12 protein-coding genes are annotated in these 15,631 nt (G+C 43.5%); 10 read left to right on the top strand and 2 right to left on the bottom strand.

Going from position 1 to position 15,631, the window contains the following annotated elements:
- The first annotated feature begins 18 nt into the window (after window positions 1-18).
- The 6 genes from QE422_RS14045 (at window position 19) to QE422_RS14020 (ending at window position 7,199) form a co-directional block, all read left to right on the top strand.
- Complete coding sequence (locus tag QE422_RS14045) at window positions 19-2,052, top strand: alpha-glucuronidase (RefSeq protein WP_307459560.1); 2,034 nt, start codon at window positions 19-21, stop codon at window positions 2,050-2,052.
- Window positions 2,053-2,255: 203 nt separating this feature from the next.
- Complete coding sequence (gene fsa / locus QE422_RS14040; RefSeq protein WP_307459557.1) at window positions 2,256-2,909, top strand: fructose-6-phosphate aldolase; 654 nt, start codon at window positions 2,256-2,258, stop codon at window positions 2,907-2,909.
- A 4-nt stretch (window positions 2,910-2,913) separates the two neighbouring features.
- Entirely contained in the window at window positions 2,914-3,759 is an 846-nt protein-coding gene (locus QE422_RS14035) for a transketolase (RefSeq protein ID WP_307459554.1), read from the top strand.
- 102 nt (window positions 3,760-3,861) lie between these two features.
- Window positions 3,862-4,815, top strand: a complete 954-nt coding sequence (locus QE422_RS14030) for a transketolase family protein (protein WP_307459551.1) — start codon at window positions 3,862-3,864, stop codon at window positions 4,813-4,815.
- Between the two features lie 163 nt (window positions 4,816-4,978).
- The gene (gene galK, locus QE422_RS14025) at window positions 4,979-6,166 is read left to right on the top strand and encodes a galactokinase (protein ID WP_307459548.1); all 1,188 of its coding nucleotides are present in this window, start codon (window positions 4,979-4,981) and stop codon (window positions 6,164-6,166) included.
- On the top strand, window positions 6,135-7,199 hold the full coding sequence (locus tag QE422_RS14020) for a UDP-glucose--hexose-1-phosphate uridylyltransferase (protein WP_307459545.1): 1,065 nt from the start codon (window positions 6,135-6,137) through the stop codon (window positions 7,197-7,199). The genes galK and QE422_RS14020 overlap by 32 nt, the downstream gene beginning before the upstream one ends.
- Before the next feature lie 64 nt (window positions 7,200-7,263).
- On the opposite strand, the gene QE422_RS14015 is transcribed toward QE422_RS14020, so the two are convergent.
- On the bottom strand, window positions 7,264-7,671 hold the full coding sequence (locus QE422_RS14015) for a VOC family protein (protein ID WP_307459542.1): 408 nt from the start codon (window positions 7,669-7,671) through the stop codon (window positions 7,264-7,266).
- A 212-nt stretch (window positions 7,672-7,883) separates the two neighbouring features.
- Here QE422_RS14015 and QE422_RS14010 point away from each other — a divergent pair, with 212 nt between their 5' ends.
- Window positions 7,884-9,923 carry an ATP-binding protein gene (locus tag QE422_RS14010; RefSeq protein ID WP_307459540.1) on the top strand — a complete coding sequence of 680 codons (2,040 nt, stop codon included), beginning with the start codon at window positions 7,884-7,886 and terminating at the stop codon, window positions 9,921-9,923.
- A gap of 79 nt (window positions 9,924-10,002) precedes the next feature.
- Window positions 10,003-12,162, top strand: a complete 2,160-nt coding sequence (locus QE422_RS14005; RefSeq protein ID WP_307459538.1) for a glycoside hydrolase family 97 protein — start codon at window positions 10,003-10,005, stop codon at window positions 12,160-12,162.
- Window positions 12,163-12,233: 71 nt separating this feature from the next.
- On the opposite strand, the gene QE422_RS14000 is transcribed toward QE422_RS14005, so the two are convergent.
- Window positions 12,234-12,551 carry a hypothetical protein gene (locus QE422_RS14000; RefSeq protein ID WP_307459535.1) on the bottom strand — a complete coding sequence of 106 codons (318 nt, stop codon included), beginning with the start codon at window positions 12,549-12,551 and terminating at the stop codon, window positions 12,234-12,236.
- A gap of 487 nt (window positions 12,552-13,038) precedes the next feature.
- Between QE422_RS14000 and QE422_RS13995 the strand changes: the two genes are divergently transcribed.
- Both QE422_RS13995 and QE422_RS13990 read left to right on the top strand, forming a co-directional pair.
- Window positions 13,039-14,043: an SDR family oxidoreductase gene (locus tag QE422_RS13995; RefSeq protein WP_307459532.1), complete on the top strand. Its 1,005-nt coding sequence runs from the start codon at window positions 13,039-13,041 to the stop codon at window positions 14,041-14,043.
- A 164-nt stretch (window positions 14,044-14,207) separates the two neighbouring features.
- Window positions 14,208-15,623 carry an aldehyde dehydrogenase family protein gene (locus QE422_RS13990; protein WP_307459529.1) on the top strand — a complete coding sequence of 472 codons (1,416 nt, stop codon included), beginning with the start codon at window positions 14,208-14,210 and terminating at the stop codon, window positions 15,621-15,623.
- The last annotated feature ends 8 nt before the right edge of the window (window positions 15,624-15,631 follow it).

The raw sequence follows: 15,631 nt of genomic DNA, 5'->3' as shown, positions 1-15,631 counted from the left end.
AAATTAAAGTAAATCCCGATGCATAATTTCAGAATGTACCTGGTCTTATTATTCATGATTCCGTTAACGGTTTTTGCAGAAGACGGCAGTCAGCTCTGGCTACGGTTTCCGGCGAAGAACGGTATTTCATCAGATAAAATCATTTCCAGAGGAAACAGCCCGACGCTGAACATTGCCCGCAAAGAACTGAGCAGCCACTGGCAGGGACAGACCGTGGAACTCCGCACAGAAAAATCATTGAAAAACCTGAAAGACGGATACACTATCAAATCCGTTCAGAACAAAATTGTAATTTCTGCGGGGAAAGAAACCGGATTGCTGTATGGTGTGTATCATATTCTGAGGCTTCAGCAGACCCATGCTTCAACGACAAACCTCAACATCACCGAAAAACCTTCGTTTGATGTACGGGTTCTCAACCATTGGGACAATCTGGACGGCAGCATTGAACGCGGGTATGCAGGCCATTCGCTTTGGAAATGGGAAGACCTGCCCAATACCGTTTCGCCGAGATATGAAGCGTATGCAAGAGCCAATGCTTCCATCGGTATCAACGCCACCGTACTGAACAACGTAAATGCTTCGCCGAATATGCTTCGGGAGGACTATCTTAAAAAAGTAAAAATCCTGGCAGACATTTTCAGACCTTACGGGATTAAAGTTTACCTTTCCGTGAACTTTTCCTCTCCTAAAGTGTTGGGAAAAACGGAAAATTCAGATCCGTTGAATAAAGACGTACAGAAATGGTGGAAAGACAAGGCGGCTGAAATTTACAAATTGATTCCGGACTTCGGAGGGTTTCTGGTGAAAGCCAATTCAGAAGGGCAGCCGGGGCCGCAGGATTACGGAAGAACTCACGCTGACGGTGCCAATATGATGGCCGATGTGCTGAAGCCTTACGGTGGAATCGTGATGTGGCGGGCGTTTGTGTACAGTCCGAGCAAAGAAGACCGGGCCAAGCAGGCCTATCTGGAATTTGTTCCGCTGGACGGAAAATTCAGGGATAATGTAATCATCCAGATCAAAAACGGGCCGATCGATTTTCAGCCGAGAGAAGCTTTCAATCCCCTTTTCGGAGCATTGAGAAAAACCCCGGAAATGGTGGAATTCCAGATTACCCAGGAATATCTGGGACAGGCCAATCACCTGGTATTTCTGTCGCCATTGTTCAAGGAAACCCTTGAAAGCGACACCTATGCGGACGGCAAAGGATCTACCATTGCAAAGATTACGGACGGGACTTTAAGACCGGGCAAAATAACAGCGATATCCGGAGTAGCCAACATCGGGGAAGATACGGACTGGACCGGCCATCAGTTTGCCCAATCCAACTGGTACGCCTTCGGAAGACTGGCCTGGAACCATGAACTGACCTCCGAACAGATCGCCGATGAATGGATTAAAATGACCTTTACCGACAAGCCGGAATTTTTAAATCCGGTGAAACAGATCATGCTCACTTCCCGCGAAACCGTGGTGGATTATATGATGCCGTTAGGCTTACATCATATTTTCGCCGGAAACCACCATTATGGCCCGGAACCCTGGGGTGACTATAAAGGCGGAAGACCGGACTGGTCGCCGGTGTATTACCATCAGGCAGATGCAAAAGGAATCGGCTTCGACAGAACCAGAACCGGAAGCAATGCCGTTTCCCAGTATTTTCCGCCATTGAACGAAATCTACGGAAACATCGAAACCTGCCCGGATGATCTTCTTCTTTGGTTCCATCATGTGCCTTGGGATTATAAAATGAAAGACGGCAAAACCCTTTGGGACGAGCTGTGCTACAAATACGATTCAGGAGTTCATCAGGTGAGAGAATACCAGAAAACTTGGGATCGGATGCAGCCTTACATCGATGAACAGCGGTTTTCAGAAGTTCAGTCAAAATTGAAAATCCATGCAAAAGATGCCGTGTGGTGGAAGGATGCCTGCCTGCTCTATTTCCAGACGTTCTCAAAACAGCCGATTCCTTACGATATCGAGCGCCCGGTAAACGAACTGGAGGATCTGAAGAAAATCAAGCTGAATATGGGACATCACAATTAATTTGATTTCATATACCATTTAAACCACAAAAGTCATGAATAGCTTTTGTGGTTTAAATACCAAAAGCTAAACTGGATTTTTGAAATAATTTTTTACACAAATTGTAACCGGATAATATGAATGATCTTTTTAAAGACAGAAATTTGTCTGCTTATTAAATTAAGTGTAAATTTAACACTTATATAAAACTAACTTTATTTTAAATGAAATTTTTTATCGACACAGCCAATCTGGCGATGATAGAAGAGGCGAACGCTTTGGGAATTTTAGACGGCGTTACGACCAATCCTTCGCTGATGGCAAAAGAAGGCGTTTCCGGAAAGCATAACATTCTGAATCACTATCTTGAAATTTGTGAAATCGTAGACGGTGATGTAAGTGCGGAAGTATTAGGAATCACTTACGAAGAAATGATCGCCGAAGGAGAGGAGCTGGCCGCGCTTCACCCGCAGATTGTAGTGAAGGTTCCCATAACAAAAGACGGCATCAAAGCCATCAAGTATTTTTCAGAAAAAGGGATCCGGACCAACTGTACTCTGATTTTCTCTTCAGGACAGGCACTTCTGGCAGCCAAAGCAGGAGCAACTTATGTTTCTCCGTTTCTGGGGAGGCTGGATGATGTTTCTACCGACGGTCTTCATCTGATCCAGGAGATCCGTACTATTTTCGATAATTTCGGATTTGAAACTGAAATTCTTGCTGCTTCCGTACGCCACAGCATGCACATCATCAACTGTGCTAAAATCGGTGCTGATGTGGTAACCTGCCCGCTGCCTCCGATTTTGTCGCTGCTTAAACATCCTTTAACAGACAATGGCCTGGAGCAGTTCATCAAAGATTCACAAAAAATGCAGTAACGGTATGCACGATATTTCAAAATTAAAAAGCATCGCTTCGCAGGTTCGGAGAGATATTGTAAGAATGGTTCATGCCTGCCAGTCGGGACATCCCGGTGGTTCATTAGGCTGTACCGATTTTTTGGTCGCTTTGTATTTCGATGCAATGGACAGAAAAGATGGTTTCGATATGACGGGAAAAGGCGAAGATGTATTTTATCTTTCCAACGGCCACATTTCCCCGGTTTTTTACAGCGTTCTGGCACACGCGGGTTATTTCGACAAATCCGAACTGGCAACCTTCAGAAAACTGAATTCCAGGCTTCAGGGCCATCCTACAACACACGAACATCTTCCCGGAGTCCGCATTGCATCGGGTTCTCTCGGGCAGGGGATGTCGGTGGCTATTGGTCACGCAGCAGGAAAAAAACTGAACAAAGACCAGCATCTTGTTTTCAGCCTACACGGTGACGGCGAATTGCAGGAAGGACAAAACTGGGAAGCCATCATGTATGCTTCTCACAACAAAGTGGATAATCTGATTGCAACCATCGATTATAACGGGCAGCAGATTGACGGACCGACTTCTAAAGTACTTTCTTTAAGCAATCTTAAAGCTAAGTTTGAAGCCTTTGACTGGAAAGTGCTGGAAGTGGAAAACGGAAACGATATGGAAGAAATTCTAAAAGTTCTGGATGAAGCCAAATCATTAGCCGGAAAAGGACAGCCGATCTGTATTCTATTAAAAACAGGAATGGGCTACGGAGTAGATTATATGATGGGCAGCCACGCATGGCACGGAAAAGCACCGAATGACGAGCAGCTGGCAAAAGCACTGGATCAGCTGGAAGAAACTTTGGGCGATTATTAATTCGTTGTCGGTTGATCGTTTTTCGTTGATAGAAAACAATTAATGTATACCTCTCTTCAACTTCTGACGACCATCAACTGACAACCATCAACAGATTTACACATGAAAGAATATATCTACACAGAAAAAAAAGATACCCGAAGCGGTTTCGGAGCCGGTCTTGCGGAACTGGCAGACAAAAATCCTGAAGTCGTAGCTCTTTGCGCCGACCTTATCGGCTCCCTGAAAATGGAAAAGTTCATCGAGAAAGCACCCGAACGTTTTTTCCAGATCGGAATTGCTGAAGCCAATATGATCGGCATTGCAGCCGGGCTGGCCATAGAAGGAAAGATTCCTTTTACCGGAACATTTGCCAACTTCTCTACAGGAAGAGTTTACGACCAGATCCGTCAGTCGGTGGCTTATTCCGGGAAGAATGTAAAAATCTGCGCTTCCCACGCCGGGCTTACCCTTGGAGAAGACGGTGCGACCCACCAGATCCTGGAAGACATCGGGCTGATGAAGATGCTGCCGGGAATGACGGTGATCAACACCTGCGATTATAACCAGACCAAAGCAGCCACCATTGCCATTGCAGATTACGAAGGCCCGGTTTACCTGCGTTTCGGACGTCCCGTAATTCCTGTTTTCACCGATGAAAATCAAAAATTTGAGATCGGGAAAGCCTGGATGGTAAACGAAGGAAAAGATGTAACGATTGTTGCCACAGGACATTTGGTCTGGGAAGCCATAAAAGCCGGAGAAATGCTGGAAGAGCAGGGGATTGATGCGGAAATCATCAACATCCATACGATCAAGCCGCTGGATACGGAAGCGATTCTTAATTCCGTTAAAAAAACAGGCTGCGTAGTAACAGCCGAAGAGCACAACCGGTTAGGCGGATTGGGCGACAGCGTAGCCCAGCTTCTCATCACGGAACATCTGGCGCCGCAGGAATATGTTGCGGTAAACGACAGCTTTGGGGAAAGCGGAACACCCGACCAGCTGATGGAAAAATATGGACTGACCGCAAATGATATTGTGGAAGCTGCTAAAAAAGTAATCAGCAGAAAGTAGTCACTTATTTTCTATTAATTTTCCAAAATCATTTTGGGAACATATTGAACTACGATTAAATACAATTCGAATATCAACAGGAACGGGCTTTAGCCCGTTTTTTAGAATTATTAATGAAAATTGGCTTTAGCCAAAACGTAAAAAATCATAAATTGCAGCTGCTATGCAGGAACAATTAATTAACGATACTTCGGAGGCATTCCGATCGGTATTTCAGTCGGAACCGGAACGCATCTTTCTTGCTCCGGGAAGAATCAACATTATTGGTGAGCATGTGGATTACAGCGATGGTTTTGTATTGCCGGCCGCTATCGACAAGCATATTTGTTTTGCCGTAAAAAAAACGGACGATTCCGAAACCTGCACTTTTTTCGCAAAAGATTTTAACGAGTCTTTCAGCTTTAATGTAAACGAAAAACAGTCTCCTGTTTCACAGACCTGGGTCAATTATTTATTGGGCGTTTTCAATGCCATCCAGGAATCGGGCAAGGAAATAGGAGGCTTGCAGATTGCTTTCAGCAGCACCATTCCGATGGGTTCGGGGCTTTCTTCTTCAGCAGCTTTGGAATGCGGGTTTGCCTACATTCTGAATGAGCTTTTTAATTTACATTTAACCAAAAAAGATCTGGCTTTGATCGGTCAGAAATCAGAACATACCTTTGTCGGGGTAAAGTGCGGGATCATGGACCAGTTTTCTTCTGTTTTCGGAAAAGAACATCAGGTGATCATGCTGGATTGCAATTCTCTGGAGCACCAGTATTTTGAAGCCAATCTGGATGGCTACAGCCTGGTTCTTTTCGACAGCTGCGTAAAACATACCCATCTCACTTCCGGCTATAATGACCGACGGAAAGATGTTGAGCATGGAAAAAATATATTGTGGAAAAAATTTCCCGAGGTACAAAAATTCAGGGATTTCACCTTAGAAATGTTGGATGAGGTAAAAGCGGAAATGGGAGAGACTTCCTATAAAAGATGTAAATACCTCCTTAAGGAAATCAAGCGGGTGGAAGAGGCCGCTAAGGCTTTATCGGCCGGCAATGCAGAGTATCTGGGTAAACTTCTTGTTGAAACGCATGCCGGACTTTCAACTGAATTTGAAGTGAGCTGTGAGGAGTTGGATTTTATGGTAGAGGAAACGTTGAAGCAGAACGGAGTATTGGGAGCGAGAATGATGGGCGGCGGTTTCGGCGGGTGCAGTATCAATCTTATTAGAAATGAAAATGTAGCGGAAGTCATTGAAAATATAACGGCTGAATACAAGGCTGCATTTGGCATTGAAATGAAAGTATACCGGGTAAAAATATCGGACGGAATAAATGAATACAAAAGAAATGAATTCGTCATTTAATCAGAAACAGCATCCGCATAGAAGATACAATCCGCTTTTGGACGAGTGGATTCTCGTGTCTCCGCAAAGAGCCAACCGGCCCTGGCAGGGACAGACTGAAAAGAGAACGGAAGAAGAACTTCCGGCTCATGATGAGTACTGCTATCTCTGTTCGGGAAACCTTCGCGTCAACGGCGAAAGAAACCCTGAATACAGAGGCGTTTATGTTTTTGCTAACGATTTTGGCTCTCTGATGAAAGATGAGGTTGAAACTTCTATTGAATCGTCCGGTTTCTTTACGCTAAAGCCGGAGCGGGGAATCAACCGGGTGATCTGCTTTTCGGAAAATCATAGCCTGACGTTACCGGAAATGGAAACAGACGACATTAAAAATGTTGTGGATGTATGGCAAAAACAATATGAGGAGCTGGGAAACTTGGAATATATCAATCATGTCCAGATTTTTGAGAACAAAGGGCAGATCATGGGCTGCAGCAACCCGCATCCGCACGGGCAGATCTGGGCGCAGTCTTCCATTCCTTCCATCGTATCAAAAACACAGGAAAACCTGAAAAAATATTTTGATACAAACGGAACCTCACTCTTGGAAGATTACATTAAGAAAGAACTCGAGATCAACGAGAGAATTATTCTGGAAAACGAAGATTTCGTGGCCATTGTTCCTTTCTGGGCGGTCTGGCCGTACGAAACCATGATTGTCAGCAAACGGAAAATAGAAAATCTTCTTCAATTTTCTGAAGCTGAAAAACGATCTTTAGCCTCCATGATTAAAGATCTAACGACCAAATACGATAATCTTTTTGAAATTTCTTTTCCTTATTCAGCCGGGATTCACCAGTCGCCAACGGACGGGCAGCTGCATCCGGAATGGCATTTTCACATGCATTTTTATCCGCCCCTGTTGAGGAATGCTGAGGTTAAAAAGTTTATGGTCGGCTACGAAATGCTGGCCGAACCGCAGCGGGACATCACACCCGAACAGAGCGCGGAAATCCTGAAAGGTCTTTCTTTAGTGCATTATAAGAACAAATAAAATAAAAACAGGGCTGCTTATAATAAAATAAGCAGCCCTATTTTGTCAGACATTTAAACAAGTTTTATTCAGCCTTAAATTTTTCCAATGCTTCCTTCGAAACAGGGGTAAAGAAATTGACCAGATTGCCTTCAGGATCACGGAAGAGGAGTGATTTGTTTCCCCACGGCATTACGGTGGGCTCCTGAACAAGATCCAGGGTGAGATCTTTTTTTAGCCGTTCGAATTCTGCATCGACGTCATCCACTAAAAATTCCACGATCGCGGTACGGTTTTCTGCAGGTCTTGCCGTAGTTTCACCGCCGAAAAACTGGAGGGTACGGGTACTGCCGATAGCCAGAGTGGCAACAGGTGTTTTTATTTCTGAAAAATCCGGAGTATAGCGTATTGCCTGTATACCGGTTATCTTTTCGTAGAAGTCGGTGAGAATTTCGGTGTCGGTAGTAATAATACGCAAGGATGCTAGTTTCATTTTTTCTTATTTTAATAATACAGCAAAAATAGCCCGGCTTTGTGACAAGGGCGTGTCAGTAGAGTAAGCCGGGTTGTCATTATTTTTTTGCTAGTAATTCCTGCACGAGATGCAAGAGATTTAATAAATTAAAAAATGACTTAAAATCTATGATCGGGTTAAATGTGGTATGATATTTTTATAGTTATATTTGATTAACTTTTTAATAAATTATGAACGCCCCCAATCAGATCCAGGCCGAAGAGCTCCTGTCGGTATTATTTCATTCTCCGAGTGCTACCGCAGTTTATGCATATAAAGATGATGATATTACGATCCTAAGCGCTAATCAGGCGATGCTGAAATTCTGGGGAAAAGATAAAGGCGTAATAGGAGAAAAATTTAAAATTGCACTTCCTGAGTTGCACGACCAGCCTTTTTACGATATTTTAATTAATGTATGGAATTCCGGGGAAACCTTTATGGCAAAAGATTATCCTGCGGTATTGCTTACCAACGGATATCCGGAAAAATTCTATTTCGACTTTGAATATAAAGCGATTTTAGGCCCGGACGGCAAAACAGCATACATCCTGAATACCGCATCCGAAGTCACGGAAAGACAGAAAGCGATGCAGATGGTAGATGAAAAGTCAAAATCGGAACAAAAACTGATTGATGATCTTTCTGCACTTAATGAAGAATATCTTGCAACCAATGAAGATCTGGTTTCCAAACACGAGGAACTTTTTAATGCAAACAGTGAACTTCTTAAAATAAAAAAAGAGTTGCTGACGGCAAACCACGCACTAGAAGAAAATGAAAAACGATTTAAGAATCTGGTTGAAAAATCTCCTGTTGCCATGGCTTCTCTGCGCGGAGAAAATTTTCAAGTAGAAATTGTAAACGATAAGGTGCTGGATATCTGGAATAAAGACCGGTCCGTAGTGGGTCTGCCTTTGGCTGAGGCACTTCCGGAACTGGAAGATCAACCTTTTATTGATATCCTCAAAGAAGTGTACACCAGTGGAAAACCTTACTTCGGTAAAGAACTGAAGGCAATGCTTGAAAAGAACGGTGAACTCATCGAGTGTTATCTCAATTTTGTTTACCAGCCTATTTTTGATGAAAATAATGCAGCCGTTTCAATTCTTGTGGTAGCTACTGATGTTACGGAGCAGGTACAGGCAAGGGAATCAGTCGTTGAAATTAAAAACCGTCTTGAAATTGCGCTGGATGCAAGCCGCCTGGGCTCTACGGAAATCAATCTTTCTACCGGAATGATGGACAGTACCAATCAGTTTAAATACAATTACGGCTATCATGCGGAAGACAAATTTACCTATCTGGATCTCTATCAGTCGATTTTACCGGAGCATAGAAGACGGATCAAAGACTTGGTAAAAGAATCCATCAAAACCAATCAGATTTACAAGGCAGAATATCCGGTACAATGGAAAGATGGTTCTATCCACTGGATTCAGGCACATGGACTGCCAAGATTTAATGATGAAGGGATCGCTGACCGAATGGTGGGAATGAACGCCGACATTACCGATAAAAAGCTGGCCGAACAGCGGAAGGACGATTTCTTAAGTGTAGCCAGCCACGAGCTGAAAACGCCGCTTACTGCTGTAAGAGCATCCATACAACTGCTGAACCGGATCAAAGAAAAACCATATTCCCCAATGCATATACGGCTGATCGAGCAGTCTGATAAAGGCATCGAGAAAATGTGTATGCTGATCGACGATCTGCTGAATATGAGCCGGCTGGGGCAGGATCAGCTGATGCTGGAATATCAGACGTTCAACCTGCATGAAATGCTCAGCAAAAGCTGCCACCATGTAAGACTGGAAGGTAAGCATAAACTCATCCTCAGAGGTGACGAATTGCTGGAAATCCATGCCGACGAGCACCGGATCGAGCAGGTGGTCATTAACCTCGTAAACAATGCGGTAAAATATGCAAAAGGATCGAGAGAAATCCAGATTTTCACGGAAGCCGAACCGGAATACGTAAAAATATCCGTCCGCGATTTCGGGCAAGGGATTTCAGAAGCCGTCATTCCTCATCTTTTTGACCGGTATTACAGAGCGGAACATGCAGGAAAATCGTATTCTGGACTTGGGTTAGGATTGTACATCTGCTCGGAAATCATAAAAAAGCATTCCGGAAAAATAGGAGTTGATAGCAAAATAGGAGAAGGAAGCACCTTCTGGTTTACGCTTCCCAGGAAAAAGCCTGGCAAAGCTTCCCTCGCTGCAGAATAAAATTTTCTGAGAACTTATATCCCTCATAACATGGCGGTTCGGTAAACTTTCATTATTTTTAGTAAACCAAATCGTCCATATGAAAAACCGTATCCTGGGAACCGTCTTGTTCCCAATATTCTGCGCATGTATCAATGCACAATCCCTTAAATCACCTGACGGAAAATTGATGATGAATTTTCAACTGAAGCAGGGAGTTCCTTATTATAATCTTACCTGCAACGGAATCCCAGTGATTGAGGATTCTAGGCTGGGATTACGGTTATTTAAAAACAATACTGTAAAATTTGCTTCGGAAATCAATAAGAAAGAAGAGGGAAGTAATGATCTGAATAACGGATTTTCAAAAACGGATGAAAAGCGGGATGCCAAAAATGAGACCTGGCAGCCGGTGCTGGGTGAAAAGAAAAATTATATCAACCATTATAATGAACTAGCCGTTACCCTTAATCAGGCCTCTACAGACCGGAATATTGTTGTCCGGTTCAGACTGTTTGATGACGGGCTCGGTTTCAGATACGAATTTCCCCAACAGAAAAACCTGAATTATTTTATTATTAAAGAAGAAGATACCGAATTCGATCTTCCTACCGATATGAAAGCCTGGTGGATCGTTGCCGATTACGACTCCCAGGAATATCCTTCCCAAACGACGAAAATTTCAGAAATCCCGGCGAGATGGAGCCAGGGCGTAGATAAGCATTCTTCCCAGACCTTAGTCAAGGACGCCGTACAGTCCCCGCTAATGCTTAAGAAAGAAGGCCGCGATCCTTTATATATGAATATTGCCGAAGCTGCCGTATTAAATTATCCGGCATCAAATCTCGAAGTTGATGTCAAAAATTTTAAATTGAAAACCCATCTTACTCCGGATAAAAACGGAGCCAAAGGTTATATTCAGACTTCATCCGTCACCCCCTGGAGAACCATCATCGTTTCGCCGAAAGCAGAAGTCGTATTGGATTCAAAGATGCTTTTTAACCTGAATGAACCCACCAAATATAAAGACACTTCCTACATCCATCCTACCAAATACATGGGCGTCTGGTGGGAAATGATCATCGGGAAATCCCAGTGGGCCTACGGGCAGCCCAAAACCAATGTTCATATCAGCGATACCGATTTTTCAAAGCTAACCCCAAACGGAAAGCATGGTGCTAATAATACGAAGGTAAAAGAATACATTGATTTCGCATCGGAAAACGGCTTTAACGGTTTATTGGTAGAAGGATGGAACATCGGCTGGGAAGACTGGATCGGGCATTCAAAAGAATTTGTTTTCGATTTTATTACGCCGTATCCGGATTTTGATATTGAAATGCTGAATCAGTACGCCCATTCCAAAGGAATTAAACTGATCATGCATCACGAAACTTCCGGATCTGCCACCAACTATGAACGATGGGCCGACAAAGCCTTCCGGCTGATGAACCAGTATGGTTATGATGCTGTAAAAACGGGCTATGTAGGCGATATTATCCCAAGAAGCGAACATCATTTTTCGCAGTGGATGATCAATCATTTTTACCGGATTGCCGAAAAGGCAAATGAATATAAAATCATGGTTAATTCCCACGAATCCGTACGGCCGGGAGGCGAAAGCAGAACGTATCCGAATTGGGTATCTGCAGAATCGGCGCGTGGCACGGAGCATGAGGCATTTCTTGGAAACAACCCCGATCACCAGACCATTCTTCCGTTTACGCGGTGGATGGGAGGATCAATGGATTATACACCGGGTATCTTCCAGACAAAACTGGATTATTATTTCCCGGGTGATAAACGTTTCGTACAAACCACCCTGGCCAAGCAGTTGGCGCTGTATGTGGTAATGTACATGCCGGTCCAGATGGCTGCGGATTTGCCGGAAAATTATAAGAAGCATATGGATGCCTTCCAGTTTATTAAAGATGTGGCTGCCGACTGGGACGATACTAAAATTTTATCAGCAGAACCAGGAGACTACATCATTACGGCCAGAAAAGCAAAGGGGACAGAAAACTGGTTTGTCGGCGGAATTACCGACGAAAATAAAAGGTCTTACCGGCTCGATTTTTCGTTTCTTGAGAAAGGAAGAAAATATGAGGCTACCGTTTATGAAGACGGGAAAAAGGCCGACTATATCGATAATCCTCAAAGCTATACCATTTACAAAAAGATTATCACAAGCAAATCTAAAATTGATTTTAATATGGCGAGGAGCGGCGGTTTTGCAGTGTCCGTAAAACCCCTAAAATAAAGAGAATATCAATAAAAATCTCCGTTTACATCAGTTGTGTAAACGGAGATTTTTATTAAATTAAATAACGATCAGTGATGTCTAACCCCTTTCTGATGGTAATTGACATTTTGATTTCCTGCCTGATAGTTTTTCGTTAATTTCTCATTATTCGCTTCGTACTGGCTGGAAGAAGTGCCTTTGCCTTCCGATTCCGGAGTATTGAAATGAACTTCCTTTCCGTTTTTAAACAGCTTGTTATCGAATGTACGGTAAAGTTGATTTTCACCATAAGTATTTCCGTCAGGAGCCGTAAATGTTTTTACCTTCCCGTTTTTCTTTTTCAATCCGAAATAGATCAGCGATCCACCGGCGATTAAGCCTAATGCTACTTTTATTTTATTATTCATAACAACAATTTTCCGTTACCAAAACAAATAATCTGCCAACAGAAACCTTCTTTCATCGGTGTGGTATGCTTTTAAAATAAAAATTTTCTGATTTAAATCTAATTCAGATAAATCTCATTAAAATGGGAGGCCCTTAAAATATGTTAGTTAAAAATTCAGACTTAATCAATTCAAATTCAATCTTAACATTATTAATTCAATAGGAATAAATTTAATCATATTTAATATAGATTAGCTTAGTCTGAATCAAAACCAAATCAACCTATGAAAATATTATAAGTTTGTTATTATAAAAACAATATAAAAATATCTGAATATCAGAGAGAAGTCTGATTATTCAATTGCACATATTGAAATTTGCATACCACATTTTTAACATCCGGCAGATTTTTTTCGTCTATGGTCTCATACTTGTAGAAATATTACCGTTATTATTGCCGCAGGGCAGAAATTTATTCTAAGATCAATCACACCAAAATATTATATAATGGAAAAGCAAATCACAAGAAGAAATGCCATTGGAAAAATTGCAACCACTATTGCAGTGGCTGCCGTAGCACCGGGAACCTTTGCCCAGTCTCAGAACAAAAAAACAAATCCTGCAATGGGGCCGGATCTGACAGATCCTACTACAAAATACCCCCGACCGCCTTTTAAAAGACAGTTTCAGCCATTCCCCGGATTGGCAAGCAAAATGGATCCCGTTCCGGATCATGGTGAAAAAACATACGTAGGATCCGGAAGGCTGATGGGAAGAAAAGCGCTGATTACAGGGGGAGATTCCGGGATCGGACGTGCGGCTGCCATCGCTTATGCGAGAGAAGGGGCTGATGTAGCGATCAACTATCTGCCGGAAGAAGAACCGGATGCAAAAGAAGTAGTGGCACTCATCCGCCAGGCTGGGCGTAAAGCGGTAGCCATCCCCGGAGACATCCGTACGGAAGACTTTTGCAAAAAACTGGTTGCCCAGGCAGTTCAGGAACTTGGAGGCCTTGATATCCTGGTAAACAATGCAGGGCACCAGAAAACCCACGAATCGATTCTTGATATCAGCACGGAAGAGTTTGAGAGAACGATGAAAACCAATATTTACGCACCGTTCTGGATTACAAAAGCAGCCTTACCTCATCTGAAGCCGGGTTCATCCATTATCGGTCTGTCTTCCGTACAGGCTTATGATCCATCAGAAAATCTTTACGATTACGCGCAGACCAAAGCGGCAACGACAAGTTATGTAAAATCACTGGCCAAACAGCTGGGACCGAAAGGAATCAGGGTAAACGGCGTTGCGCCGGGACCGGTTTGGACGGCACTTGAAGTAAGCGGCGGACAGACCCAGGAAAATATTGAAAAATTCGGTGAAGAAACGCCACTGGGAAGACCGGGGCAGCCTGCCGAGCTGGCTTCCATATTCGTACAGCTTGCTGATAACAATGCCAGCTTTACCACAGGACATATTTACGGAGCAGCAGGAGGAAGCGGCCAGCCGTAAAAACAAATCATACTTATACAAATTAAGCTGCTTTTCATGCAGCTTTTTTTATGCATGAACAAACAGGATTTTTGAAATGAGCTGTTTTACAAAGTATAATTGAGCTGTTTTACAAAATTGTTGTCAGCGAAGCGGTTTACCTTTGCTCTTATAAAACAATCAAAATGAAACAAGTAAATAAAATCTACATCAATGGCAAATTTGTAAATCCGCATGGAACGGAAATTCTTGAAATCATCAATCCTTCCGACAACAAAAAGATCGGAGAAGCAATACTTGCAGACGAGACAGATGTACGGAATGCGGTTGTCACCGCAAAGGAAGCTTTTAAAACATTTTCACAGACTACCGTAGAAGAGCGGGTACTGTATCTTGAAAAACTGAAAGAAGCCGTAGAAAAAAAACAGGATGAGCTTACGGAAATAATGATTGAGGAATACGGGGGAACACGCCAGTTTTCCACCATAAGCAGCCGCTACACCGGAAGCTGGTTCGACAGTATGGCCGAAGTTCTTAAAAATTTTAAATTCGGGAAAATGATAAATTCTTCCCTGGTGAAATTACAGCCGGTCGGCGTTGTAGGGATGATCACTCCCTGGAATGCAAGCAGCAGTTCGATTGCCAGCAAGGTAGCCACTGCCATTGCTGCGGGCTGTACCAGCGTAATCAAGGCCAGTGAAATGAGCAGCCTGCAGACAATGGTACTGATGGAAGCTTTTCATGAAGCAGGGCTTCCGGAAGGAGCCGTAAATTTTGTGACGGGCCTTGGAAATGTCGTTGGAACCGAACTGATCCGGAATCCTGATGTTGCTAAGATTTCCTTTACAGGTTCTACTGCCGTCGGAAAAATGATTGCCGGAAATGCGGCGTGTACCATGAAGCGCGTAACCCTGGAACTTGGAGGCAAATCTCCTAATATCATCCTTGACGATGCAGACCTGGACCAGGTAATTCCGATGGCGGTGTACGGAGCTTATATGAACAGCGGACAGGCGTGTATTGCACCAACAAGGCTGCTGGTTCCGGAACATAAACTCGATCAGGTAAACAGGATTGCAAAGATGACCGCCGAACAGATGGTTGTGGGATTGCCTCAGGACGAAAAAACCCAGATAGGGCCTATGGTAAGTGTACGGCAGTATGAAAGGGTTCAGTCTTTTATTGAAGCGGGCCTTGAAGAAGGGGCTTTGTTACTTGCCGGCGGGCCGGGTAAACCGCAGGGGCTGGAAGCCGGAAATTTTGTAAAGCCGACGATCTTTACCGGTGTTAAAAATGACATGAAGATTGCCCGGGAAGAAATCTTCGGTCCCGTCCTGTCGATCATCTCTTATAAAAATGAAGAAGAGGCCATTGCCATAGCCAATGATACTCCGTATGGTCTCGCAGCGTATATCAGTTCGTCGGATCCCGAACGGGCAATGGATATTGCCTCAAAGATTGATGCCGGAAGAATCTGCATCAACGGTTTCAGCCATGATCCGATGGTTCCTTTCGGAGGGTTCAAACAGTCGGGAATAGGAAGGGAATACGGCGAGTTCGGCTTGCAGCATTATCTTGAAGCGAAAGCCATTCTGAAATAATAATTTGT

Origin of the sequence: Chryseobacterium sp. SORGH_AS_0447 (genome assembly GCF_030818695.1) — a bacterium.
Taxonomy (GTDB): Bacteria; Bacteroidota; Bacteroidia; order Flavobacteriales; family Weeksellaceae; genus Chryseobacterium.
Note: the sequence above shows the minus strand (reverse complement) of the source record. Positions and strands in the feature narration are given on the sequence as shown.